The sequence below is a fragment of the Bradyrhizobium sp. USDA3010 genome (assembly GCF_056429065.1).
On sequence record NZ_JBWJZD010000012.1, the window covers coordinates 189,811 to 214,513 of the forward strand.

General features: G+C 64.3%; 26 protein-coding genes. 12 read left to right on the plus strand and 14 right to left on the minus strand.

All coding sequences use genetic code 11. The annotated features are described in order from the left end of the window. From AC066Y_RS20525 to hisB, 6 genes are all read right to left on the minus strand, one after another. Window positions 1-324 carry a phosphoribosyl-ATP diphosphatase gene (locus AC066Y_RS20525; RefSeq protein WP_092120999.1) on the minus strand — a complete coding sequence of 108 codons (324 nt, stop codon included), beginning with the start codon at window positions 322-324 and terminating at the stop codon, window positions 1-3. A gap of 166 nt (window positions 325-490) precedes the next feature. Further along, window positions 491-1,267: an imidazole glycerol phosphate synthase subunit HisF gene (gene hisF / locus AC066Y_RS20530; RefSeq protein WP_092121002.1), complete on the minus strand. Its 777-nt coding sequence runs from the start codon at window positions 1,265-1,267 to the stop codon at window positions 491-493. Window positions 1,268-1,278: 11 nt separating this feature from the next. Then, entirely contained in the window at window positions 1,279-2,010 is a 732-nt protein-coding gene (hisA, locus tag AC066Y_RS20535; protein WP_478275458.1) for a 1-(5-phosphoribosyl)-5-[(5-phosphoribosylamino)methylideneamino]imidazole-4-carboxamide isomerase, read from the minus strand. Continuing rightward, a complete protein-coding gene (gene hisH, locus AC066Y_RS20540; RefSeq protein WP_478275459.1) occupies window positions 2,007-2,657 on the minus strand; it encodes an imidazole glycerol phosphate synthase subunit HisH in 651 nt (216 codons plus the stop codon). Before hisH ends, hisA begins: the two co-directional genes overlap by 4 nt. After that, on the minus strand, window positions 2,654-3,184 hold the full coding sequence (locus AC066Y_RS20545) for a DUF2628 domain-containing protein (RefSeq protein ID WP_478275460.1): 531 nt from the start codon (window positions 3,182-3,184) through the stop codon (window positions 2,654-2,656). The genes hisH and AC066Y_RS20545 overlap by 4 nt, the downstream gene beginning before the upstream one ends. An 86-nt stretch (window positions 3,185-3,270) precedes the next feature. Further along, window positions 3,271-3,864 carry an imidazoleglycerol-phosphate dehydratase HisB gene (gene hisB, locus AC066Y_RS20550; RefSeq protein ID WP_021078165.1) on the minus strand — a complete coding sequence of 198 codons (594 nt, stop codon included), beginning with the start codon at window positions 3,862-3,864 and terminating at the stop codon, window positions 3,271-3,273. 182 nt (window positions 3,865-4,046) lie between these two features. Here hisB and hslV point away from each other — a divergent pair, with 182 nt between their 5' ends. The 4 genes from hslV (at window position 4,047) to AC066Y_RS20570 (ending at window position 7,806) form a co-directional block, all read left to right on the plus strand. Beyond that, a complete protein-coding gene (gene hslV / locus AC066Y_RS20555; protein WP_057020343.1) occupies window positions 4,047-4,604 on the plus strand; it encodes an ATP-dependent protease subunit HslV in 558 nt (185 codons plus the stop codon). Between the two features lie 2 nt (window positions 4,605-4,606). Then, window positions 4,607-5,092 (plus strand): GNAT family N-acetyltransferase, encoded by a 486-nt coding sequence (locus tag AC066Y_RS20560; protein WP_478275461.1) that lies wholly within the window; start codon window positions 4,607-4,609, stop codon window positions 5,090-5,092. Between the two features lie 124 nt (window positions 5,093-5,216). After that, complete coding sequence (hslU, locus tag AC066Y_RS20565) at window positions 5,217-6,521, plus strand: ATP-dependent protease ATPase subunit HslU (RefSeq protein ID WP_478275462.1); 1,305 nt, start codon at window positions 5,217-5,219, stop codon at window positions 6,519-6,521. Between the two features lie 160 nt (window positions 6,522-6,681). Then, a complete protein-coding gene (locus tag AC066Y_RS20570; RefSeq protein ID WP_478275463.1) occupies window positions 6,682-7,806 on the plus strand; it encodes a hypothetical protein in 1,125 nt (374 codons plus the stop codon). A 59-nt stretch (window positions 7,807-7,865) separates the two neighbouring features. Here the strand turns inward: AC066Y_RS20570 and AC066Y_RS20575 are convergent, their stop codons facing one another. From AC066Y_RS20575 to AC066Y_RS20585, 3 genes are read right to left on the minus strand one after another with little or no spacing between them, the layout of a single operon-like run. Further along, the gene (locus AC066Y_RS20575) at window positions 7,866-8,456 is read right to left on the minus strand and encodes a Smr/MutS family protein (RefSeq protein ID WP_478275464.1); all 591 of its coding nucleotides are present in this window, start codon (window positions 8,454-8,456) and stop codon (window positions 7,866-7,868) included. Further along, the gene (mltA, locus tag AC066Y_RS20580) at window positions 8,453-10,057 is read right to left on the minus strand and encodes a murein transglycosylase A (RefSeq protein ID WP_478275465.1); all 1,605 of its coding nucleotides are present in this window, start codon (window positions 10,055-10,057) and stop codon (window positions 8,453-8,455) included. The genes AC066Y_RS20575 and mltA overlap by 4 nt, the downstream gene beginning before the upstream one ends. Next, window positions 10,035-10,739, minus strand: coding sequence for a Tim44/TimA family putative adaptor protein (locus AC066Y_RS20585; protein ID WP_207834171.1), 705 nt, complete (start codon window positions 10,737-10,739; stop codon window positions 10,035-10,037). Before AC066Y_RS20585 ends, mltA begins: the two co-directional genes overlap by 23 nt. 418 nt (window positions 10,740-11,157) lie before the next feature. Here AC066Y_RS20585 and secB point away from each other — a divergent pair, with 418 nt between their 5' ends. Further along, window positions 11,158-11,646, plus strand: coding sequence for a protein-export chaperone SecB (gene secB / locus AC066Y_RS20590; protein WP_092121028.1), 489 nt, complete (start codon window positions 11,158-11,160; stop codon window positions 11,644-11,646). Window positions 11,647-11,798: 152 nt separating this feature from the next. On the opposite strand, the gene dnaQ is transcribed toward secB, so the two are convergent. The 4 genes from dnaQ to AC066Y_RS20610 are packed head-to-tail and all read right to left on the minus strand — an operon-like array spanning window position 11,799 to window position 14,669. Then, window positions 11,799-12,521, minus strand: a complete 723-nt coding sequence (gene dnaQ, locus AC066Y_RS20595; protein ID WP_092121030.1) for a DNA polymerase III subunit epsilon — start codon at window positions 12,519-12,521, stop codon at window positions 11,799-11,801. Between the two features lie 31 nt (window positions 12,522-12,552). After that, on the minus strand, window positions 12,553-13,152 hold the full coding sequence (coaE, locus tag AC066Y_RS20600; RefSeq protein WP_478275466.1) for a dephospho-CoA kinase: 600 nt from the start codon (window positions 13,150-13,152) through the stop codon (window positions 12,553-12,555). Window positions 13,153-13,199: 47 nt separating this feature from the next. Continuing rightward, window positions 13,200-13,808, minus strand: coding sequence for a Maf family protein (locus tag AC066Y_RS20605; RefSeq protein ID WP_478275467.1), 609 nt, complete (start codon window positions 13,806-13,808; stop codon window positions 13,200-13,202). Window positions 13,809-13,832: 24 nt separating this feature from the next. After that, entirely contained in the window at window positions 13,833-14,669 is an 837-nt protein-coding gene (locus AC066Y_RS20610) for a pyruvate, water dikinase regulatory protein (protein WP_092121038.1), read from the minus strand. Between the two features lie 449 nt (window positions 14,670-15,118). On the opposite strand from AC066Y_RS20610, the gene hemJ reads away from it, so the two are divergent. The 7 genes from hemJ (at window position 15,119) to AC066Y_RS20645 (ending at window position 23,541) form a co-directional block, all read left to right on the plus strand. Beyond that, entirely contained in the window at window positions 15,119-15,541 is a 423-nt protein-coding gene (gene hemJ / locus AC066Y_RS20615; RefSeq protein ID WP_229167057.1) for a protoporphyrinogen oxidase HemJ, read from the plus strand. A gap of 251 nt (window positions 15,542-15,792) precedes the next feature. Continuing rightward, window positions 15,793-17,058 carry a transcription termination factor Rho gene (gene rho, locus AC066Y_RS20620; RefSeq protein ID WP_028341998.1) on the plus strand — a complete coding sequence of 422 codons (1,266 nt, stop codon included), beginning with the start codon at window positions 15,793-15,795 and terminating at the stop codon, window positions 17,056-17,058. Window positions 17,059-17,358: 300 nt separating this feature from the next. Then, window positions 17,359-18,684: a tRNA uridine-5-carboxymethylaminomethyl(34) synthesis GTPase MnmE gene (mnmE, locus tag AC066Y_RS20625; RefSeq protein ID WP_478275468.1), complete on the plus strand. Its 1,326-nt coding sequence runs from the start codon at window positions 17,359-17,361 to the stop codon at window positions 18,682-18,684. Window positions 18,685-18,949: 265 nt separating this feature from the next. After that, a complete protein-coding gene (gene mnmG, locus AC066Y_RS20630) occupies window positions 18,950-20,833 on the plus strand; it encodes a tRNA uridine-5-carboxymethylaminomethyl(34) synthesis enzyme MnmG (RefSeq protein WP_478275469.1) in 1,884 nt (627 codons plus the stop codon). Window positions 20,834-20,963: 130 nt separating this feature from the next. Next, the gene (gene rsmG, locus AC066Y_RS20635; protein ID WP_478275470.1) at window positions 20,964-21,629 is read left to right on the plus strand and encodes a 16S rRNA (guanine(527)-N(7))-methyltransferase RsmG; all 666 of its coding nucleotides are present in this window, start codon (window positions 20,964-20,966) and stop codon (window positions 21,627-21,629) included. 31 nt (window positions 21,630-21,660) lie between these two features. Next, window positions 21,661-22,512: a ParA family protein gene (locus AC066Y_RS20640; RefSeq protein WP_207834163.1), complete on the plus strand. Its 852-nt coding sequence runs from the start codon at window positions 21,661-21,663 to the stop codon at window positions 22,510-22,512. A 141-nt stretch (window positions 22,513-22,653) separates the two neighbouring features. Then, window positions 22,654-23,541 carry a ParB/RepB/Spo0J family partition protein gene (locus AC066Y_RS20645; protein WP_478275471.1) on the plus strand — a complete coding sequence of 296 codons (888 nt, stop codon included), beginning with the start codon at window positions 22,654-22,656 and terminating at the stop codon, window positions 23,539-23,541. A 123-nt stretch (window positions 23,542-23,664) separates the two neighbouring features. Here the strand turns inward: AC066Y_RS20645 and holA are convergent, their stop codons facing one another. Next, entirely contained in the window at window positions 23,665-24,696 is a 1,032-nt protein-coding gene (gene holA, locus AC066Y_RS20650; RefSeq protein WP_478275472.1) for a DNA polymerase III subunit delta, read from the minus strand. Window positions 24,697-24,703 lie beyond the last annotated feature (7 nt).

The window sequence follows — 24,703 nt, forward strand, 5'->3', positions numbered from 1 at the left end:
CTAGTCGCGCTTGCGCGCCGCCTTCTCTTCCAGTCCCGACATCGAGGTGCGCTTCTCCAGCGCGGCCTCGACATCCTCCAGTTTCACGCCGCGTGATTTCAACAGAACCAGCAGGTGAAATACGAGATCGGCACTTTCCGCGATGAGATGATCGCGGTCATTCCCGACCGCGGCGATCACGGTCTCGACCGCTTCCTCGCCCAATTTCTTGGCGCAGTGCTCCGCGCCCTTGTCGAGCAGCTTGCGGGTATAGGACGCCTCGCCGCCCGTTGCAGCACGGGCGTCAATGGTGGCAGCCAGATCGTGGACCGTGAAACGCGACATCAACTCAACTCAAGCATGCGCACCGGCACCGCCAAGGTGCCATCCCTAGGTGGGGGCTTAGCATTTTTGTGACAAGGAGTCCCCAACCACGCCGTTTGAGCGTGGTCTTTTCGGAAAACCGGTCTCCACTTTGCGCTAATGCGGCCGTCCCGGTCCGGACCACGCACTAAGGATCGAGGCGCATCGGCAGGCCGGCGCGCACCATGTGATCCTTGGCCTGGCGGATGGTAAATTCCCCGAAGTGGAAGATCGAGGCGGCCAGCACGCCGGTGGCATGACCCTCGCGGACGCCATCGACCAGATGATCGAGATTGCCGACGCCACCGGACGCGATGACCGGTACAGGAACACTGTCCGCGATCGCCCGGGTCAGCGGCAGGTCAAAGCCCTGCCTCGTGCCGTCCCGGTCCATCGAAGTCAGCAGGATTTCGCCGGCGCCGAGCGCGACGACCTCCTGGGCATATTCGATGGCATCGATCCCGGTGGCATTACGCCCACCATGGGTGAAAATCTCCCAGCGCTCCGAGCCGCCGGCGCGCTTGACCCGCTTGGCGTCGATCGCGACCACGATGCATTGCTCGCCGTACTTCTCGGCCGCCTCCTTGACGAATTCGCGCCGGCTGACGGCAGCTGAATTGATCGAGACCTTGTCGGCGCCGGACCGCAGCAGGGTCTTGATGTCGTCGACGGTACGGACGCCGCCGCCCACGGTCAGCGGCATGAAGCAAGCCTCCGCCGTCCGCCGCACCACATCCAGCATGATGCCGCGGTTCTCATGGGTGGCGGTGATGTCGAGGAAGGTGAGCTCGTCGGCGCCGGCGGCGTCATAGGCGATCGCGGCCTCGACCGGGTCGCCGGCATCGCGCAAATCGACGAAGTTGACACCCTTGACCACGCGCCCGTCCTTGACGTCGAGACAGGGGATCACACGAACCTTGAACATGTCTCTGTCTCCTAAGCCGCGCTGCGGATCAGCTTGAGCGCGGCGGCCGGATCAAGCCGTCCGTCGTAGAGCGCACGGCCGACGATGGCGCCGGCGAGCTTTTTGGCACGCGGCTCCAGCAGCGCCTTGACGTCGTCGATCGAGGCAAAGCCGCCGGAGGCGATCACCGGAATCGAGATGCGGTCGGCGAGGGCGATCGTGGCGTCGAGGTTGAGGCCCTTGAGCAGGCCGTCGCGGGCGATGTCGGTGAAGATGATCGCGGCGACGCCGGCGTCCTCGAAGCGCTGCGCGATTTCGAGCGCAGTCACATGCGAGGTCTCGGCCCAGCCCTCGACCGCGACCTTGCCGTCGCGCGCATCGAGGCCCACCGCGACGCGGCCGGGGAATTTCTTCGCCGCACCCCTCACCAGTTCGGGATCGCGCACCGCCGCGGTGCCGATGATGACGCGGGTGATGCCCTTGTCGAGCCAGGCTTCGATGGTCTTGAGGTCGCGGATGCCGCCGCCGAGCTGCACCGGCATGGTGACGGCCTTCAGCATCGCCTCCACCGCATGCGCATTCATCGGCTTGCCGGCGAAGGCGCCGTCGAGATCGACGACGTGGAGATATTCGAAGCCCTGCGCGGCGAAGCTCGCCGCCTGCGCCGCCGGATCGAGATTGAACACGGTGGCGCGCGCCATGTCGCCCTGCTCCAGGCGCACGCACTGGCCGTTCTTCAGATCAACCGCTGGAAAGAGAATCACGGCTTCCACTTCAAGAAATTGGAGATCAAAGCGAGGCCGAAGCGCTGGCTCTTCTCGGGGTGAAACTGGGTGCCGATCGCAGTGTCCTTACCCACGATCGCGGTCACCGGCCCGCCATAGTCGGCGCGCGCCAGCACGTCCGCCTCGTTGGCGGCATTGAGGTGATAGGAGTGCACGAAATAGGCGTGACGCCCCTTCGGCCCGAGCGGCAGCCGCTCCAGCACCGGGTGCTCGCGCACCATGTCGAGCGTATTCCAGCCCATGTGCGGGACCTTCAGGCTCTCGTCGCGCGGCTCGATCCTCACGACATCGCCGGCGATCCAGTTGAAGCCCTCGGTGATGACGTGCTCCTTGCCGCGCGTCGCCATCAGCTGCATGCCGACGCAGATGCCGAAGAACGGCCGCGCCTTGACCCGCACCGCCTCGGTGAGCGCTTCCAGCATGCCGTCGACCGCATCGACGCCGCGGCGGCAATCGGCGAACGCGCCGACGCCCGGCAGCACGATCCGATCGGCGCGATAGACCGCGTCGGGATCGCGCGTCACCTTGATGGCTTGCGGATCCTGCATGCTGCGCGCGGCGCGCTCGAAAGCCTTTGCCGCCGAATGCAGATTGCCGGAGCCGTAGTCGATGATTGCAACCGTCATCGCGATCCTCCTGGCTCTGGAAACAATCCGATGATGCCGCCCTGCGGCATTGGCGGGGGTTTTGAGAACGACTGACCGGGAACGTCCCGGGTCGGCGGTGGTCCGCCGCGATCGACAGACCGCTGGTCGTTGACGGCGCCGCGATGCCGCGCGGTCCAGCGCTCGAAGAAGCGGCGCTCGGCGGCCTCTCTGTTGTCGGCCACGACGATGTCGAGCTGGCGCCATTTGCGCCGCGACAGCGTCCAGCGTTGCAAGGTCGCAGCCTCCAGCCCGATCAGCACCATCAACACCAGGTCGACGAGCAAGATCGCGCCGCGGCCGATCCCGAGCTTGGCCAGCGCAAAATCGATCGCGAAGGTCAGCACCAGCCAGCCGATCAGCGCCAGCCAGAGCCTGTTCCAGGCCAGCCAGACCACACCGGCGACCGCGGCCCAGAAATGGAAGCCGTCGCGCACGAAGACGAACTTGTCGGCCGCCGCGAGATTGGCGCCGTTGGCCACGGGGGCATGCACTGTATAGACCGGCATCGAACGCTCCGCCGAGGATGGACTTTTACTTGCCGCATGATCTCCGGGAAAACCGGTGCCACCGTTTCCGGATCATGCTCCCGGGGTCAGCCGCCGAGCTGACCCTTCGTCGAGGGCACTTCGCCCTGGGCACGCGGATCGATCGCAACCGCGGTCCGGAGTGCCCTCGCCAAACCCTTGAAACAGGATTCGGAAATATGATGGCTGTTCTCGCCATATAGGGTCTCGACGTGGAGAGTCACGCCGGCGTTCATCGCGAAGGCGTTGAACCATTCGCGCACCAGCTCGGTATCGAACTCGCCGATCTTGTCGCGCGGGAACTCGACCTTGAACACCAGCACCGGGCGGCCGGAAATGTCGATCACGACCCGCGACAGCGTCTCGTCCATCGGCATGTGGATCGAGGCGTAGCGGGTGATGCCGGCCATGTTGCCGAGTGCCTGCTTCACGGCCTGCCCGAGCGCGATTCCGACGTCTTCGGTGGTGTGGTGGTAATCGACATGGAGATCGCCATCCGCCTTCACCGTGATGTCGATGCGCGAATGCCGGGCCAGGAGGTCGAGCATATGGTCGAAGAAGCCGATCCCGGTCGAAACCGTGGATACGCCTGCTCCGTCGAGGTTGACCGTCACCTCGATGTCGGTCTCCTTGGTCTTGCGCTTGATGGTTGCCGTGCGCATGAAGATTGAGCTTTCCCGTGCCGAAAACGCCGGTCTTTTAACAGGCTGATGTCACCTTCGCTACTGCGGGATGACCCCGAAACGCCCTAACTTCGGGCCATGGTGACCGGAATTCGTTGCTAAATCGCCCGATTGTAACCCCCTGCCCGACCGCCTAAATCTGCCCGGAAGAGAGGTAACCTATGCAAGCATCCCCAAATGAGCTGCCGGTCTGGCATGGCACCACGATCTGCACGGTCCGCAAGGGCGGCAAGGTGGTGATCGGCGGCGACGGGCAGGTCTCGATCGGTCAGACCGTGATCAAGGCCAATGCCAAGAAGGTCCGCCGGATCGGCAAGGGCGACGTGATCGGCGGCTTTGCCGGCGCCACCGCCGACGCCTTCACCCTGTTCGAGCGGCTGGAAAGCAAGCTGGAGCAATATCCGGGGCAACTGACCCGGGCGGCCGTCGAGCTCGCCAAGGACTGGCGGACCGACCGCTATCTGCGCCGGCTGGAGGCCATGATGATCGTGGCCGACAAGGACGTTTCCCTGGTGCTGACCGGCACCGGCGACGTGCTGGAGCCCGAATCCGGGGTGATGGCGATCGGCTCCGGCGGCAATTATGCCCTCGCCGCGGCCCGCGCGCTGGTCGATACCGACAAGGACGCCGAAACCATCGTGCGCCGCGCGCTGGATATCGCCGCCGATATCTGCGTCTACACCAACCGGAACGTGACGATCGAGACGATCGGCGGCTGAGCATGGCCAGCCCCTATCGTTTCCGCCCGATGGCGACGGCCGACCTGCCGCAGATCAAGCGGTGGCTGGCGCTGCCGCATGTCCGGGAGTGGTGGGGCGATCCGGCCGAGCAATATGCGCTCGTGAGCGGCGACCTCGAGGAGCCTGCGATGGACCAGTTCATCGTTGCCGCCGACGGCAACGATTTCGGTTACATCCAGTGCTACGACCTGACGGCTTGGAATTCCGGCTTCGGCAAACAACCGGAAGGCACCCGCGGCATCGATCTCTTCATCGGCGCGCCCGACATGGTGGCAGGCGGCCACGGCTCGGCGCTGATCCGCGCCTTTGTCGACGACCGGCTGGCGCAAGGCGCGCCACGCATCGTCACCGATCCCGATCCAGCGAATGCACTTGCCGTCCGCGCCTATGCGAAAGCGGGCTTTCGCGAGGCCGGAATGGTCGATACGCCTGATGGGCCTGCGCTGCTGATGATCCGCGACAAATGACCTAGAGCATGATCCGGAAAAGTGCGCAGCGGTCTTCCGAAAAGATCATGCTCAAACAATGAGCTAACGTCGCGGGCGCACACCGGCGCTTGCCGAGACCATCCTTTCAACCTAGCTAGAGCCAATGACCGACTTCTCCCCCCGCGAAATCGTTTCTGAACTTGACCGTTTCATCGTCGGCCAGGCCGATGCCAAGCGCGCGGTCTCGATCGCGCTGCGCAACCGCTGGCGGCGGCTGCAGCTTGCCGGTTCCCTGCGCGAGGAGGTTCTGCCCAAGAACATCCTGATGATCGGGCCGACCGGCGTCGGCAAGACCGAGATCGCGCGCCGGCTGGCCAAGCTTGCGGGCGCGCCGTTCCTCAAGGTCGAAGCCACAAAGTTCACAGAGGTCGGCTATGTCGGCCGCGATGTCGAGCAGATCGTCCGCGACCTCGTCGAGGTGGCGATTTCGCAGACCCGCGAGCGCAAGCGCAAGGACGTCCAGGCGCGTGCCCAGCTCGCCGCCGAGGAGCGCGTGCTGGATGCGCTGGTCGGCCCCGCATCGAGCCCGGCGACGCGGGAGTCGTTCCGCAAGAAGCTGCGCGCCGGCGAGCTCAACGACAAGGAAATCGAGATCGAGACGCAGTCGTCCGGCAGCGGCATGCCGATGTTCGAAATCCCGGGCATGCCCGGCGCCCAGATGGGCGCGATCTCGCTCGGGGACATCTTCGGCAAGATGGGCGGACGCAGCAAGACCCGCCGCCTGACGGTGGAAGGCTCGCACGAGATCCTCGTCAACGAGGAATCCGACAAGCTGCTCGATACCGACCAGCTGGTGCAGGAGGCGATCAACGCCGTCGAGAACAACGGCATCGTCTTCCTCGACGAGATCGACAAGATCTGCGTGCGCGAGAATCGACAGGGCGGCGACGTCTCGCGCGAGGGCGTGCAGCGCGATCTGCTGCCGCTGATCGAAGGCACCACGGTCTCGACCAAGCACGGCGCGGTCAAGACCGACCACATCCTGTTCATCGCCTCGGGCGCCTTCCATATCGCCAAGCCGTCGGACCTGCTGCCCGAACTGCAGGGGCGCCTGCCGATCCGCGTCGAGTTGCAGGCGCTGTCCCGCGACGACATGCGGCGGATCCTGACCGAGCCCGAAGCGTCGCTGATCAAGCAATATGTCGCGCTGTTGAAGACCGAGGGCGTCACGCTGGACATCACCGACAGCGCGATCGACGCGCTGGCCGACGTTGCCGTTGCGGTCAATTCCACGGTCGAGAATATCGGCGCGCGGCGGTTGCAGACCGTGATGGAGCGGGTGCTGGACGAGATCTCCTTCACCGCGCCCGATCGCCACGGCGAGACCATCCAGGTCGACGCCGACTACGTGACCAAGCATGTCGGCGACCTCGCCAAGAACGCCGATCTGAGCCGGTTTATTTTGTAGGCGATATAGCCATCGTCGCCCCGGCGAAGGCCGGGGCCCATGACCCCCGCAGCCCGCAGCAGCCAAGACTCGGGCCGACATTCCTTCTAAAAACTGCCTTCGGTGGTTATGGGTCCCGGGTCGCGCTTCGCTTGCCCGGGACGACGAGAGTGGGCGATCGATGAATCTGCGAGTCTGGGAAAACCCCTGGCGCTTGATGCTGGCCGTCAATGCGGCCGTGCTGGTCGGGGTGTTCCTGCACAAGATCGCGCTGCCGCCCTTCGTCCCCTACATCCATCTCCTGGTCGACTATCACTACGGCTTCACCAAGCGCGCGCTGATCGGCGCGATCGTGTCGCTGTTCACCGACAAGGTGCCGGTGTGGCTGGTGTTCGCGCTGGCCGGCGCGATCTGGCTGGTGACGCTCGCCCTGTTCGCCAAACTGTTCCAGCGGACATTCGGCTTCGACGATGCGCATTGGCCGCTGTTCATTTTCATCGCGGGATCGCCGTTCTTCCTGAAGAATTTCATGCACACGCTCGGCCATTTCGACATCTATGGCTGTGCGCTGACGATCGTGCTGCTGCTGATTCCGTCGCGCTCGGTCCTCTATGTGCTGATCGCGGCGCTGTTCTCGATCCTGCTGATCCTGATCCATCATATCTTCGTCCTGATGTATGTGCCGACCATCGCGGCGATCGTGGTGCTGCGCTTCTATCTGATGCAACGCGTGACGCCGCGGAACATCGCCGTCGGCCTTATGGCGCTCGCGGCGGTCGGCATCCTGTTCCTGGTCGCGCAGTTCGCCGGCACGGTCGAGGTGCCCTACGACGAATTCATCCGTCATCTGCAGAGCCGGATGGCCGATCCGTCGCGGAACGACCTGCTTCAGTTCGGCTACATCTGGTACCAGCCGCTGTCGAAGGAGTTCGCCGACACCTGGGCGCGGATGCCCTCGAACATCCTGGGCGTCCCGGTGTTTGCGCTGCTGATCTGGCTGCACGCGCCGCTGTGGCGCTATTTCGCGCGGCTGATCGGCGCGCTTGCCAATGAGCTGCATCGGCGGATCGTGTTAGCCGCACTCATCATGATCAGCGCCGGCTATTTCGTGATGTTCGTGACCGTGTTCGACTATTCGCGCTGGATCTCGAACTGGGCGGTCTGCATGTTCCTGATGCTGCACGCCACCAGGATGCTGCCGGCGTCGAAAGACGTGCCGCCGATCCCGTCAGACGATCGCAAGACGACGATATCAGGCTGGATCGTTACGCTGATCCCCCGCGTCGGGATCGTGCGGCCGTTCTAGTCATTTTGTTTGCGCATGATCATTCTCGGAAAACCGCTTCACACTTTTCCGGATCATGCTCAGCGCGCGCGCCGGACGCGCACATAGAGTGCGCCCTCGCCGCCATGGCCGACATGCGCTTCCTCGAAGCCGACCACCAGCGAGCGGAATTCCGGCAGGCTGAGCCATTCCGGCACCTGTCGGCGCAGCACGCCGCGTTCGGAATCCGCCCCGCCGACCTTGCCCTTGCCGGTGATGACGAGCACGAAGGTGAGCCCGTCGCTGTGCGCGCGTTGCAGGAAGGTGAACAGCACGCGATGCGCGCGGATCTGCGTCATGCCGTGCAGATCAAGCCGCGCATCGATCTCCTGCCGGCCGCGCGACAGCTTTGCACGTTCGCGGCGGCCGATCGGCGCCAGCGGCGGCACCTGCGGACGCGGCGCCGGCGCAGCCTTGACCGACGTCACCGGCTTGACCGGGATGGACTTGGCGGCGGCGTGGTGCGTGGCCGGGTCAGAGGCTGCGGCGTAGGCTTTCGGTGCGGCCGGCTTCTTGCGAAGCGGCTTGACCTGCTTGGCCACGCTCTCCCAGAGCGCACGCTCTTCCTCGCTCAGCACACGCTTGCGCCGTGACGGAGCGGACAGATCGGGGATCGGCGCGGGTCGTTTCATTGATCGCGGTGATGGCGATAGCGCCGGGTGCGCCGCTTCTCCGGTTGCGGAATGTCAGGCCGGGCGACCGGCAACGGCACCGGTTCTGCCACAGGCGCCGACTGTGCAACAGAGGTCATTGCAGCCGGTGCTGCGGGCGCGGCATCCTTCGCGGCCGGGGTCTTGGCGGCGCTAGCGCCTGGGTCTTTCGCAGCACCCTTGGCAATGCCTGACGTTGCCAGATCCGCCGGCTTGGCCTTCTGCGGATCGGTCTGCGGAAACAGTTTTGCGATCCTGGCCGACGGCCGCTCGTCAGGGATCGGCAGCTTGTGGCCGCGCGCGACGGGATCGAGCGCCTTCGGCACCAGCATCACGAACTGCATGTTGTGCCGCAGCCGGCCCGAGACTTTTCCGGCATCGGCGCCGGCGCCGAAATAGAGATCGGCGCGCGCCGGCCCGACGATCGCCGATCCAGTATCCTGCGCGATCATCAGGCGATGAAACGGCGTCTTGGACTGCTCGGATTCGATCGGCAACTCGCCGGCAATGAAGAACGGCGTGCCGTAGACATGCAGCGCCTTGTCGACCGCGATCGAACGGCCGGGCGTCAGCGGCACGCCCTGCGCACCGACCGCCTCGTCCTTGTCGGACAGCGGCACCTCGCGGAAGAACACATAGGCGCGGTTCTGCCGCCGCAGCTCCTTGGCGCCGTCAGGGTTCTGCTCCATCCACTCCCTGATCTTCTGCATCGACATCTGGTCCTTCGGGATGATGCCGCGGTCGATCAGGACGCGCCCGACCGGCGTATACGGATAGCCATTATGCGCATCGTAATTGATGCGCAACGTGGTGCCGTCCTCGAACTTGATCCGCGCCGAGCCCTGGATTTGCGCGAACAAGAGATCGGTCTGGCTCTTCAGCCAGGCGATCTCCAGCCCGCGGCCGGCGATCGCACCGTCCTCGATCTGGCCGCGGTCGTAATAGGGCACGAGCTTGCGCCGGCCGATCTTGCGATACACCGGACCGCTGTTGGGCAGGCCGACAGAAGCTTGCGTCTTGCCCCGCACGAACAGGTTGGACGGCCGGCGATAGACCGGAACATTGTAGACGTCGGTCTGGGTCCGCGAGCCATCGAGCACCGGCTCGTAATAGCCCGTGACGAAGCCGGCATCCTCGCCGAGGCGCGAGATGCGCAGCGGCACAAAATTCTGCTCGAAGAATTCCTTCGCTTTCGCGCCACTGGCGAGATCGAGTCCCTTGGCGATCCCGCAGGGATCGCGCAGCGAGCTGCCGAGCGCCTTCGAATCCGCGGGCGCGCCCTGCTGGGCCGCGATCGGCTTGCAGCTGGTGCGAAACGCCCTGTAGGCCGCGAGATGATCGTCGTCGCTCCAGCCGGAGACATTGGCCCAGGCGAGCGGCTCATACTGGCTGCCGCTGACCTGCAACGGCAATTCCAGATTGGGATAGGGGATCGGGTGGCTATACTCGTGTCGCGGCGCAGCGTGCCGGCTCGACCTGTAGCGCGCGGCGATCGCCGCGGTGGAGCACACAACCGCGAGCGCGCAGCACGCGATCGCGAGGCGCCCGTAGCTGAGATGTTTAGTGAGCGCTTCCAGTGCCAACCAGCTTCCAATTCGGATCGCGGGAAGTCGAGTCGCGGGCGAATGTCCAGATGTCGGTGATGTCGGCGACCTTGTCCGGGCTGCCATCGACGATCGTTCCCGCCTTGTCGCGCGTGACCGAGATCATCTGCGAGACGAAGCGGACCGTGAGCTGGATCGAGCGATCGCGCGTCTCCGCGCTGACGATCTCGGCCTTGTCGATCGACACGAACCGCGTCTCGGTCTTCTGCTCGTGCTTCTCGCGATCCTTGATCGCGGCCTCGAAGCTTTCATAGACCTCGGCCGACAGCAGGTCGCGCAACGCGCGGCGATCGCCGTTGGCGAAGGCCAGCACGATCATTTCATAGGCCGAGCGGGCGCCCGAGAGGAAATGCCGCGGATCGAACGAGGAATCCTGGGCCACAACCGCGTCGAGACCCTGCGCCAGCGGCGTGCCGGGCTCGGCGATGCCCTTCCAGCGTTCCGTGGGCTCGACCGGTTCGGCGGGCGCGGCCGGGGCCGGCTGATCGATCACCGATCCCGGGATCGGCACAACGTTGTTATCCTGGCCGCGCTGCAGGACGTTGGGTGCTGCACGATCATACGGCGGCCGCTCGCTTCCCGTGCGCTGGCCGAGAACGCTACGCAGGCGCAGAAAGATGAATACGGCCAGCGCCAGGAAGATGATGGTGTAGATATCCACGTCGAATTCGCTTTCTGGTCTCTGCCGGCAACGGGCCGGACATCAAAGCGTTCCCGGTCGGGAACGGCAGAGATTACATCACCGATTGAGTCCGCAGCATGTAGGCACGAAACTATGCCCGGCCAATGGCGCTTTTTGGCACGGGCAAGTGTAGCGCGTTTTGACCCCGGGGGGAAACCCGTTCCTTCCCGGAAATCGCGTATCTTCAATAATTTAGGAAGCCGTTAAGGGATCGGGCGGAGTTGCATTCACCATCCCGTTGCCGGCGATTTGGCCGCAGGGCCGCCGGCCCGCACGCGTTCGTCGTCCTTGTGGACCGAGCCGGGCCTATGATAGCCACTCGCCGGCATCGGCATTCCCAAACCTTAACGCGTGCCGTCGGACATCCAGTCCCGAGCGCCGCTCCAGGAGACATTTCATGACCAATGGCAACGGCGCCCCCGTCGAACAGCCCGCTCCCCAGCTCAACGTACTGGCGCAGTACACCAAGGATCTGTCGTTCGAGAACCCGAATGCGCCGACCTCGCTCGGCCAGCAGCAACAGCAGCCGGCGATCAACATCCAGATCAACGTCTCCGCCAACAATCTGTCGGAAAACGAGTATGAGGTGATCCTCTCGATCGAGGGCAAGGCCGAGTCGGCCGGCAAGGTGATGTTCAGCTTCGACCTCGCCTATGCCGGCGTCTTCCGGATCGTAAACGTGCCGAAGGAGAATTTGCACCCGCTGGTCATGATCGAGTGCCCGCGGCTGCTGTTCCCGTTCGCACGCGAGATCGTCGCGACCTCGGTCCGCGACGGCGGCTTCCCGCCCCTGCTGCTCGACCCCGTCGATTTCGTCGGCCTCTACCGCCAGAACATGGAGCGGCAGGCCGCCGCCCAGGCCGCCTCCGGCGTCAAGCCGAGCTGAGCTGAGCAAGAGAATACCCCGGCATCCTGAGGAGCCCGCGCTTGCGGGCGTCTCGAAGGATCGACGGGCCCAACTGGTGGCCGTGCATCCTTCGAGGCTCGCGCCTCCAGCGACGAAGGCGAAGCCTTTGCACGGGGATGACGGAATACAGATCAAGCCGCCGGTGCTGCAGCGGGCGCTGGCGGCGGCAAATAATCGTTCCAGATCGGCTTGTCGCCGAGCGTCGCGACGAACGCCCGGTGGGCCTCGCGATCCGCGTCGCTGACCCGCGCAACCAGCGCCGTCTCGCGCTGCCGCCGCGGCGTATCGCCATAGCTTCCGCTGCGCGCATCCGAATTTTCCGACGCCAGGATGAGCTGCGACTGCCGCGCTCCGATCAGATCGATATAGACTTCGGCCAGCAGCTCGGCGTCGAGCAAGGCGCCGTGCTTGGTGCGGCGGGAATTGTCGATCTGATAGCGCGAGCAGAGATCGTCGAGCCGGTTCGACACGCCGGGATGCTTGCGTCGCGCCAGCAGCAGCGTATCGACCAGCCGGTCCTTCGGAATGGCCTTCCGCTTGATGCGGTCGAGCTCGGCGTTGATGAAGCTGATGTCGAACGACGCGTTGTGGATCACCAGCGGCGTATCGCCGATGAAGGCGAGGAACTCGTCAACCACCTCATTGAACAGCGGCTTGGAGGCGAGGAATTCGGTCGACAGCCCATGCACGGCAAACGCTTCCGCCGGCATGTCGCGTTCGGGATTGATGTAGACGTGGTAGGTCTGCCCCGTCGGCATGCGGTTGAAGATCTCGACGCAGCCGATCTCGACCAGCCGATCGCCGCGCAGCGGATCGAGGCCAGTGGTTTCGGTATCGAGAACGATTTCGCGCATGGCGTGAGGGAATCCGGAAAAGCGCGGCGAATCAGGTTCGCCGCTCCGGCATCTTAGCAACCTGGGCCAGAATGTCGCGGATGCGCGCCCGCACCGGGTCAAGTCCGTGCGAGGTATCCACGATGAAATCCGCGCGCTTGCGCTTCTCGGCGTCCGGCATCTGCTTGGCGATGATGGCGTCGAGCTTGGCGGCATCCATGGTGCCCCGCGCCAGCACGCGCTCGCGCTGCAGTTCCGGCGAGGTGGTGACGACGACGACCGCATCGACACGCTTCTCGCCGCCGGTCTCATACAGCAGCGGCACATCGACGACGACGATCGGCGCGCCGGCGGCTTCCGCGTCGGCAAAGAATTTCTGCCGCGAGGCGCCAAGCATCGGATGCACGATCTGCTCGAGCTGCCGCATCGCCGCAGGGTCGTGCACCACGCGTGCCGAGAGTTTTGCGCGGTCGACCTTGCCGTTCGCCGTGGTGCCGGGAAAGGCCGCCTCGATCGCAGGTGCCGCTTCGCCTTCATAGAGCTGATGCACGGCCGCATCCGCGTCGTACACCGGCACGCCAGCCTCCATGAAGAGTTTGGCCGTGGTGGATTTTCCCATCCCGATCGAGCCGGTGAGTCCAAGAATCAGCATCGCATCAACATCGGTTCAGCATCTCTCCGTCGCCATGCCTCGGCACCTCACACCGCGAGCAGTTTTTCGCGGCGCAGGAATGCGAGCAGCGACAATAGCGGCAGGCCGAGGATGGTGAAATGGTCGCCTTCGAGCCGCTCGAACAGATGCACGCCGAGGCCCTCGAGCTGGTAGGCGCCGACGCTGGTCGTCACCGCATCGCCGGCCTGGTCGAGATAGGCTTCGATCTCGCCGGCGGCGAGCCGCCGCATCGTCATCCGGGCCACACTGACATCGTCGAACAGGACTTTCTCATCGCGCGCGACCGAGACGGCCGAATGCAATGCGTGCGTCTGTCCGGCGAGCAGACCGAGCTGCTCGGCAGCCTGGGCACGGCCGGCAGGCTTGCTGAACATCCGCTGCCCCAGCGCCAGGGTCTGGTCGGCGCCGACGACATATTGCCCCGGCCTCTGCCTCGATACGAACAGCGCCTTCTCGCGCGCCAGGAGCGAGGCGATATCGCCCGGCGCCGAAAGGCCGGAATTCTTCTGCACCGCGCGTTCATCGATACCGGCCGGCAGCGCCTCGAATTCGAGGCCGGCGTTTTCAAGCAGCATCCTTCGCGCGCGGCTTTGCGATGCAAGGATCAGCTTCTGCGGGCAGCGCCAGATGCTCATGGCCAGATGCTCATGATTTGGCGGTTACTCCGACGGCCGCGCGCGCTGGCGGTCGTTATAGAGCTTCATGATCGCTGCCGCCGTCTCCTCGATCGAGCGACGCGTCACGTCGAGCAATGCCCAGTTGAATTTCGCGCTCAGGCGCCGTGCAAACGCGACTTCGTCGGCCACCGCCTGCTTGTCGATGTAGGTGTCGTTGTCGCGGTCGCCCATCGTCAGCAGGCGGTTCTGCCGGACCTGGATCAAGCGCTCCGGCGTCGCATGCAGGCTGACCACCAACGGCTTCTTCAGGGTCTCGAGCTGGTGCGGCAGCGGGATGCCCGGAACCAGCGGCACGTTCGCGGTGCGGATGCCGCGGTTGGCCAGATAGATCGAGGTCGGGGTCTTCGACGTGCGGGACACGCCGACCAGGACGACGTCGGCCTCCTCGAGGCCTTCGACATGCTGACCGTCGTCATGGATCATCGTGTAATTCAGCGCGTCGATCCGGCTGAAATATTCGGCGTTCAACACATGCTGCGCACCGACGCGTCCCGTCGTCGCAGCACCCAGATACGCCTCGAACAACTGCATCACCGGCCCGATGATCGACAGGCTCGGCACGTTGATCGCCTTGCACTTGCCCTCGAGCCGGCCGACCAGGTCCTTCTCGAGCAGCGTGAACAGGACAATGCCGGGTGATTCCTCGATCTCGTCGAGCACGCGATCGAGCTGCTTTTGGCTGCGCACCAAGGGGTAGACATGCTCGACCGCGGTCACGTTGGCGTATTGCGCGGCGACCGCGCGCGCCACGGTGATCAGCGTCTCGCCGGTCGAATCAGACACCAGATGCAGGTGGAAATAATTGGAGGTCGTCGGCACCGGGGCCCCTGTCTATCCTGTGAATCCCTGTGGAGGTCGAGGAGAAGAATCCGGGTCCGCCGCCAGGTCCCTGTATATCTCGTCCCCTTCTTCACAGCACCGCCGAAAAGGATAAGTCGACGTCATCGGACGGATGATAGTGAACCGGTGTGGATTTGTCTCTTCATAAGCTGGCCACAGAGGTACGCAACCGATTGAGTTGAGCGACAGATTCCGGATGTCCGATCCTGCCGGCCGAAATGTTGAGGGATGTGAACAAGCCCGCAAGAACGGCTGGATTGTTTTGCATGAGTCCAATTCACCGTCACTTAGACTCAAACCTTAGATTCTAAACTTAATTAAGTTTAGGAGAGCCGTGTGAGCGGATATGTATCGGTCCCTCGCAAGCAGGGCTTGGCTCGCAACGCTGAGACCGCCCGAGCTGTTCCCTGAAAGGCATCGCCGCGATGTTGTATGACTGGATCAAGGCCCTGCACATCGTTGCCGTGATCTCCTGGATGGCGGGCATGCTCTACCTGCCGCGGCTGTTCGTCTATCATTGCGAGGCCGAGACAGGCTCGAAGCAGTCCGAGACCTTCAAGGTCATGGAGCGGCGGCTTTTGAAGGCGATCATCAATCCCGCGATGATCGTGACCTGGCTCGCCGGGCTTTATCTGGCCTGGGCCGGACACTGGTACCTATCAGGCTGGTTTCACGTCAAATTTACGCTGGTGCTCGTCATGTCGGGTATCCACGGCTTTTTGTCCCGCTGCGTGAAGGATTTCGCCGCCGACCGGAATCAGCGCACCCAGAAATTCTATCGTATTATCAACGAGGTGCCGACGCTTCTGATGATCCTGATCGTGATCATGGTGGTCGTGAAGCCGTTCTAGACATCGCGATGCTCAAGACGCATGCTTCAGTCCTTCTTGCGAAGAACGAATCGATTTTCTATATAGGTCCTATCCCACCCCACGCAGGCGGATGTGGTCGCGTTTCGGTTCTTTTCGGGCCGGCGCCGCATCAGGTTTGAAAGCCCAAACGGCACTTTCCTGGCTGAGACCTGCGGACCTTCCTTTGGCGTCCGCTTTTTCCAAGCCACCTCGCACCCCTTCCCTACTTACTTCCTCACAGGACGACCCCGATGCGGGAAATCAAGCTCCAGGACCTCAAATCGAAAACACCGGCCGAGCTCGTCTCGTTCGCGGAAGAGAACGGGGTCGAGAATGCCAGCACCATGCGCAAGCAGGAGCTGATGTTCGCAATTCTCAAAAACCTCGCCGCCGCCGAGACCGACATTGTCGGCGAGGGCGTCGTGGAGGTGCTGTCCGACGGATTCGGCTTCCTTCGTTCGCCCGATGCGAACTACCTGCCTGGTCCCGACGACATCTACGTTTCGCCCTCGCAGATCCGCCGCTTCGGCCTGCGCACCGGCGACACCATCGAAGGGCACATCCGCAGCCCGAAGGAAGGCGAACGCTACTTCGCGCTGCTGAAGGTCAATACGCTCAATTTCGAGGATCCCGAGAAGGCCAAGCACAAGGTCAATTTCGACAACCTCACGCCGCTGTTTCCCAATCAGCGTTTCCGCATGGAGCTTGAGGATTCCACCAAGAAGGATCTCTCTGCCCGCGTGATCGACATCGTCGCGCCGATCGGCAAGGGCCAGCGCGCGCTGATCGTGGCGCCGCCGCGCACCGGCAAGACGGTGCTGATGCAGAACATCGCGCACTCCATCACCGCCAATCATCCCGACTGCTATCTGATCGTGCTTCTGATCGACGAGCGTCCGGAAGAAGTCACGGACATGCAGCGTTCGGTGAAGGGCGAGGTGGTGTCGTCGACCTTCGACGAGCCCGCCGTGCGTCACGTCCAGGTCGCCGAGATGGTGATCGAGAAGGCCAAGCGTCTCGTCGAGCACGGCCGCGATGTCGTGATCCTGCTCGACTCGATCACGCGCCTCGGCCGCGCCTACAACACCGTCGTGCCGTCATCCGGCAAGGTGCTGACCGGCGGTGTCGACGCCAACGCCCTGCAGCGCCCGAAGCGCTTCTTTGGTGCCGCGCGCAACATCGAGGAGGGCGGTTCGCTGACCATTATCGCGACCGCGCTGGTCGATACCGGCAGCCGTATGGACGAAGTCATCTTCGAAGAGTTCAAGGGTACCGGTAACTCCGAACTGATCCTCGACCGCAAGGTTTCGGACAAGCGGACCTTCCCGGCGATTGATATTGCCCGCTCCGGCACCCGCAAGGAGGAACTCATCACCGATCCGCAGGTGCTGAAGAAGATGTACGTCCTGCGCCGCATCCTCAATCCGATGGGCACCATGGACGCGATCGACTTCCTGCTCGACAAGCTCCGGAACACGAAGAGCAACTCGGAATTCTTCGATTCCATGAACACCTGAGGCCACGGCCGAAAAGAATAGGGCGCTCCGCACAAACGGGGCGCCTTTTTCGTGCTGCGGATTTGCTGCAGCAGGGCGCAGCATGAATAGTTCTGGTTCGGCTCACCGAATATTCACATAACTATCTGATATAATTTATCTTTATCTCGTAGATACTATGGTCTGGTCGGCGGTGGTGCAGCAAAATTACTGCGCGCCGGGTCGCAACGAGATTAGCCGTGCTGCACCGCAGCATGTTGCCGCGAGGCGTGCGAAATGGAAGCGGCATTGCCTTTGCCGATTTGCTGGAAGAAATAGGCGATGCATCCGCGCGACCAGACCATCTTCGCATTGTCCTCCGGACGGCCGCCGAGTGCGATCGCTATTGTCAGGCTGTCTGGCCCAATGGCCGAGTCGGTCATTGCAGGACTGGCGGGCAAGACCCCGGCCCCGCGGATGGCGACCCGCGCGTTGCTCCGCGATTCGAACCATCGACCGATCGATGATGCGGTCGTGTTGTGGTTCCCGGGACCGGCGAGTGCGACCGGCGAAGATGTGGCCGAATTTCATGTCCATGGAGGACGCGCGGTGTTGGCGGCGCTGTTCGATGCCATCGCGGCGTTCGAGAATGTGCGCCCGGCCGAGCCCGGCGAGTTCACGCGGCGGGCGTTCGAGAACGGCAAGCTCGACCTGACCGAGGCCGAGGGCCTCGACGATCTGATCCATGCCGATACCGATCGCCAACGGCGCCAGGCGCTGCGCCAGCTGAAAGGGTTGCTCGGCGATCGCGCGCGCGACTGGCGCGAGCGGATCATTGCGGCATCGGCGCTGATCGAGGCCGGCATCGATTTCTCCGATGAAGGCGATGTGCCGGCGGAGCTGATCGCGCCGGCGCTCGAGAAGATCCGGACGCTGCATGATGAGATCAAGCAGGTGCTGGCGGGGCAGGGCCAAAGCGAGCGGCTGCGCGACGGCCTGGTGGTCGCGATCGCAGGTCCGCCGAATGTCGGCAAATCGACCCTGATCAATCAGCTCGCCAGGCGCGAGGTCGCGATCGTCTCGCCGCATGCCGGCACCACGCGCGACGTGATCGAAGTGCAGCTCGATCTCGACGGCTATCCTGTCACGGTCATCGACACCGCCGGGATTCGCGAGACCGACGACCCAGTGGAGCAGGAGGGTGTCCGCCGCGCCCGGGCCCGCGCCGCGGAAGCCGATCTCGTGCTGTGGCTGGCCGACAGCCGCGGCGCCAAGGTCGGGCATGGCGGAACGACGCCAACCTGGCTGGTGCGAAACAAGATCGACCTCGTCAGGGTCCCGTCGGGTGACGGGGGCAGTCACCCCGAGTTCAGAATCTCGGCGGCCCGCGGCGACGGCCTCTCCGAACTGATCGCCGCATTGGTCGGTTTCGCTCACGACTATTTCGCGACCAGCGAGGGCGGTCTGATCAGCCGGACGCGGCAGCGCGGGTTGCTCGAGGAGACCGTCGAATCTCTTCGGCGCAGCATCGATGTGGTCGGGCAGGGCGAGGAACTCGCCGCCGAGGAACTTCGCAGGGCCGCTTATTCGCTCGGACGTCTGCTCGGTCGGGTGGATGTTGAGGACATCCTGGACGTCATCTTCCGCGAGTTCTGCGTCGGGAAGTAGCGGGCGCCCGTCTGTTTCACGTGAAACATGGTTTCGATCTGGTTAAGGACACCTCCTCCCGTTTCACGTGAAACAATTGTCGCGGCATGACGGGACCTGTTTCACGTGAAACAGATCCGCCCCCGTTATTGCGAACGAGGCAGCTTATCCGCCGAAGGCTGGGCGAAGGCGGAAGCAATCCATATCTCGACCCAGGATTGGTTCTCGGACTCACGACCCAACTTCGTTCTTCCGGCTTTCATCACTCCGCGATAGAAGTCCCGCCATGATCTCACGGGCAGACTCATTTGACGTCATCGTCATCGGCGGCGGCCATGCCGGCTGCGAGGCCGCGAGTGCGGCTGCCCGGATGGGTGCGAAGACAGCCCTGGTGACCCATCGTTTCGCGACCATCGGCGCGATGTCCTGCAATCCCGCCATTGGCGGCCTCGGCAAGGGCCATCTGGTCCGCGAAGTCGACGCGCTGGACGGTTTGATGGGCCGGGTCGCCGATGCCGGCGGCATTCAGTTCCGCATGCTCAATCGCCGGAAGGGTCCGGCGGTCCGTGGGCCCCGGGCCCAGGCCGACCGCAAGCTCTATGCGGCCGCGATGCAGGCGGCGATCGCCGAGACTGCGAACCTGACCGTCGTCGAAGGCGAGGCGGATGAGCTGATTGTCGTCGATGGGCGCGTGACCGGCATTCGCCTGGGTGACGGCCGTCAGCTTTCAGCGGGTGCGGTTGTCATCACGACCGGCACCTTCTTGCGCGGTCTGATACATCTCGGCGAGAAGAACTGGCCGGCCGGCCGGGTCGGCGAGGCACCGGCGATGGGTCTGTCTGCTTCGTTCGAACGGGCAGGTTTTTTGCTGGGCCGGCTCAAGACCGGGACGCCGCCACGGCTTGACGGCACCACGATCGACTGGTCCGCGGTCGAAATGCAGCCCGGAGACGAGCCTCCAGAGCCGTTTTCGGTCATGACGGACCGGATTACGACCCCGCAGATCCAGTGCGGCATCACCCGCACCACGCCAGCGACCCATGAGGTGATCCGGGCCAATGTGCATCGCTCGCCGATGTATTCCGGCCAGATCAAGAGCTCGGGACCGCGCTATTGTCCTTCGATCGAGGACAAGATCGTCCGCTTTGGCGACCGCGACGGCCATCAGATCTTCCTGGAGCCGGAAGGGCTCGACGACAGCACGGTCTATCCCAACGGCATTTCGACCTCGCTGCCGGAAGAGGTTCAGCTCGCGATCCTCGCCAGCATCCCCGGGCTCGAACGGGTGAAGATGGTCCGGCCAGGCTATGCGATCGAATACGACCACGTCGATCCGCGCGAGCTCGATCCGACCTTGCAGACCAAGCGTCTGCGCGGACTTTTCCTGGCCGGCCAGATCAATGGCACCACGGGATACGAAGAGGCGGCGGGGCAGGGCATCGTTGCCGGGCTCAATGCCGCGCTGGCCGCCAGCGGGACCGATCCGATCGTGTTCGACCGCGCCGACGGCTATCTCGGGGTGATGATCGATGACCTCGTGACCCGCGGGATCACCGAACCCTATCGGATGTTCACCTCGCGGGCCGAATACCGGCTGACGCTGCGGGCCGACAATGCCGATCAGCGGCTGACCGACAAGGGCATCGCGCTTGGATGCGTCGGTACGGCTCGCGCGGAGCGCCATCGGGATAAGATGGCGGCGCTGGACGCCGCCAAGCGGCTTGCGAAGTCGCTTGCAATCACGCCGAATGAGGCCGCCAAGCATGGGCTGGCGCTCAATCGTGACGGTCATCGTCGGTCCGCCTTCGAGCTGCTGGCCTATCCGGAGATCGAGTGGCCCGCAGTCCAGGCGATCTGGCCCGAGCTGTCGGCCATTGACCCTGCGATCGCAGTGCATCTCGAGATCGATGCCAAGTACGATGTCTATCTGAAGCGCCAGACCGCTGATGTCGACGCCTTCCGGCGCGACGAGGGCCTGGTCCTGACCGATGTCGACTATGCCGATGTGCCGGGCCTCTCGAATGAGGCCCGCGCCAAGCTGCAGAAGACGCAGCCGCGGACGGTCGGGCAGGCGGGCCGAATCGACGGCATGACGCCGGCGGCGCTGGGTATCCTGGCGGCCTATCTGCGCCGCGAGGCACGACGGAAATCGGCCAAGGCGACCGCCTGACGTTTCACGTGAAACACGAGGGGTGAGCGTCTATCTTTTGTGAAGGCGAATCGGCCCGAATCGACCTAGGTGCCGCTCGTCGGCGTCGCCGCCGGCTTTCACCACGTCAGACAAACGGCCTGCACCAAGAATGGCTTCAGCCCCGCAATCCGCCGAACTCAGCGTCTCCGCCAAGGACAGGGCCGCAGCGTTCGCACTCACGCCTGTTTCACGTGAAACAGAGGCGCGGCTCGATCGCTACGTCGCCCTCCTTCTGGCGTGGCAGGCCAAGACCAATCTCGTCGCGCCCTCCACGCTTGCGAATCTCTGGACGCGGCATGTCTCCGATTCGCTGCAGCTTCTGAGCCTCGCACCCTCAGCAAAATCCTGGGTCGATCTCGGCAGCGGCGGGGGTTTTCCCGGCGTCGTGCTCGCGTGTGCGTTGGCCGAGACACCCGGCGCACGGATCCATCTGGTTGAACGAATCGCCAAGAAGGCCGCATTCTTGCGCGAGGCGATACGGGTCACGGCGTCACCGGGGACGGTGCATCTGGCTGATATCGGGGATACTGTGGATAGAATCACAGGTCCCATCGATTGCGTCACCGCGCGGGCGCTGGCTCCGTTACATCAACTCATCGGCTTTGCAGAGCCGTGGGTCAAAAAGGGCGCCAAGGCGCTGTTTTTGAAGGGTCAAGATGTAGAGGCCGAATTGACCGAGGCCACTAAATATTGGAATATTGAGCCAAAGCTACACTCCAGCCGGACCGGCGGACAGGGCTGGATCGTCGAACTCGGGTCAATCGAGCGGCGCTAGGGGACTCCGCAAGAGCAAATGGTATTTTGGTATGACTGTGATGGACGAGGTTTATCAAGAGGATAAGGCGTCCCAGCCGCCTGGCCATCCGCGCATCCTGTCGCTCGCCAACCAGAAGGGCGGTGTCGGCAAGACCACCACAGCGATCAATCTTGGCACCGCACTCGCTGCGATTGGCGAGCGCGTCCTGATCGTCGATCTCGATCCGCAGGGCAACGCCTCGACCGGTCTCGGCATCGATCGCCGCAACCGCAGCTGCTCGACCTACGACGTCCTGATCGGTGAAGCGCCGCTGCGCGATGCCGTGGTCGCGACCGCGGTGCCGCGGCTGCATATCGCCGCCTCCACCATGGATCTCTCCGGCCTTGAGCTCGAGCTCGGCACCACACCGGGCCGCGCCTTCCGGCTGCGCGATGCGATCGCCGGGCTGAACAACAACGTCTCGCCCGACTCCGATTATACCTACGTGCTGATCGACTGCCCGCCCTCGCTCAACCTGCTTACCGTGAATGCGATGGCGGCGTCGGATGCGATCCTGGTGCCGCTGCAGTGCGAATTCTTCGCGCTCGAAGGTCTGTCGCAATTGCTGCAGACCGTGGAGCAGGTGCGCTCGACGCTCAATCCGACCCTGTCGATCCACGGCATCGTGCTGACGATGTTCGACTCGCGCAACAACCTCTCCAACCAGGTGGTTGCCGACGTGCGCCAGTTCATGGGCAACAAGGTGTACGACACCATGATCCCGCGCAACGTGCGCATCTCGGAAGCGCCGTCCTACGGCAAGCCCGTGCTGGTCTACGACCTCAAATGCGCCGGCAGCGATGCGTATCTCAAGCTCGCCACCGAAGTGATCCAGCGCGAGCGCGAGCTGCGCGCGCACTGACGATGCCGATGATGGGCGCAGTGAAGCGAACCCCATCCTGGCACGCAACGAGAGCGATGGGTTTCGCGGCGCGCGGCCCATCCGACGATTCTGAAATTCAAGTCTGGAGTACTGCGTGTGAATCCAAGGGAGCTCGCAACAATGGCCGATGAAGCGCGTTCGCGACTGGGGCGCGGGCTGGCAAGCCTGATCGGAGATGTCGGCGGCGAGGCGGCCGCGCATGTCGAGCGGCCGCGCACGCAGCGCAAGGTGCCGATCGAATTCCTCAAGGCCAACCCGCGCAATCCGCGGCGCAGCTTCGCCGATGCCGAGCTCGGCGAACTCGCCGATTCGATCAAGGCGCGGGGCGTGATCCAGCCGATCGTGGTGCGCGCGATCAAGGGCGTGCAGGACCGCTACGAGATCATCGCCGGCGAGCGCCGCTGGCGCGCCTCGCAACTCGCCGGCCTGCATGAAGTGCCGATCGTGCCGGTCGAGGTCAGCGATGCAGACGCGCTCGAGATCATGATCATCGAGAACGTCCAGCGCGAAGACCTCAACGCGATGGAAGAGGCGCTGGGCTATCACGCGCTCGCCGACGAGTTCAAACGCAGCCAGGAAGACATCGCCAAGATCGTCGGCAAGAGCCGCAGCCATGTCGCCAACATGATGCGACTGACCAAGCTTCCCGCCGAGGTGCAGGCGCTGATCTCGAAGGGCGATCTCTCCGCCGGCCACGCCCGCGCGCTGATCGGCGTGCCCGATCCGCTCACCGCCGCGAAGCGCATCGTCGCCGAGGGCCTCAACGTTCGCCAGGCCGAGGCGCTGGCGCATGAGGAGGGCGTGCCGGAGCGCAAGCCGCAGAAGCCGCGGAGCAGCGCCGCGAAGGTCGACAAGGACGCCGACACGCTGGCGCTGGAGAAGCGCGTCAGCGATGCGCTCGGCCTCGCGGTCACCGTCAGCCATCGCGATCCCGGCGGCACCGTCCAGATCAGCTACCGTAACCTCGAGCAGCTCGACGAGGTGGTGCGGCGGCTGGAGGGCGGCTAGCCCGCCGACATCCGTCTCCGTCATCGAGAGGAGCGACAGCGACGAAGCAATCCATCTTTCCGAGCATGCGGGAAGATGGATTGCTTCGCTTCGCTCGCAATGACGTCACTCCAATATCGTGTCTCACCCCCGCCGCTTCGCGTTCGCCGCGATCGACAGCAGCGCGCGCTGCGCGATGACGGCGGCGAGCGCGGCCTGTTTGCGCATGTCGAGCGCCGCGGTCGCGAGCTGGTCGATCACGTTCACCAGCCGCGGCGGCGTGAAATTGCGCAGCGCGATCTCGACCGCCGGTTTGCGCGAGAAGTGCAGCCGGGGGAATCCGCCGTCGAGCACGGTTGACGCCGGCGTGCCGTCCTCGATCGCAAGCGCCGATTTATGCAGCCATGCCGCCTGGCGCTGCGCGGCCGAGATGATCACGCCGGGATAGGTGCCGGCGACCATCGCTTTGGTGAACTCGCTTTCCACCAGCGCGGCATTGCCGGCGAAGGCGCCGTCGACGATCGGATCGAGCTTCAGCTCGGAGGCGTCGGAGACCACGGTCATCACGTCGTCGAGCGTGATCTCGCCCCTGCCATGCGCGAACAGCGTGAGCTTGCGCAGCTCGTTGCGCGAGGCGATGCGATCGCCGCCGAGCAGCGACATCAGCACCGCGCGCGCATCCTGTGCGAGCCGCAGGTTGGAGACGCGCAGCTCGTCCTCGATCAGCTTGGTCAGATCGCGTTCGGTGTCGGGATAGCAGCCGATCGCCACCGCAGTCTTGGCGCGCTCGCAGATCTTGCGCAGCGGCGATTCCGGCCGGAGCTCGCCGGCCTCGATCACGATGCGGCAATCCTTGAGTGCTGGCGTCTCGGTCAGCGTCTCGACGCCGCTTGCGAAATTGCGCGAGCCGGCGCGGACGCGGATGGCGCGGCGGCCGCCGAACAGCGGCACGGTCATGGCCTCGTCGACCAGCCGCGACGGTTCGGCGGCGAGCTCGTCGCCATCGAGCCGCACCAGCGAGAACGGATCGTTGGGATCGTCGACGGCTGAGGCCATCAGCGCGTCGGCGCGCTCGCGCACCAGGCCGAGGTCCGGGCCGTAAAGCAGGATGATCGGACGGCCCGTGTCAGGCCGGGCGAGGAAGCTGTCGATCTCTTTTCCGCGAAGCGCGACCAATGCGGTG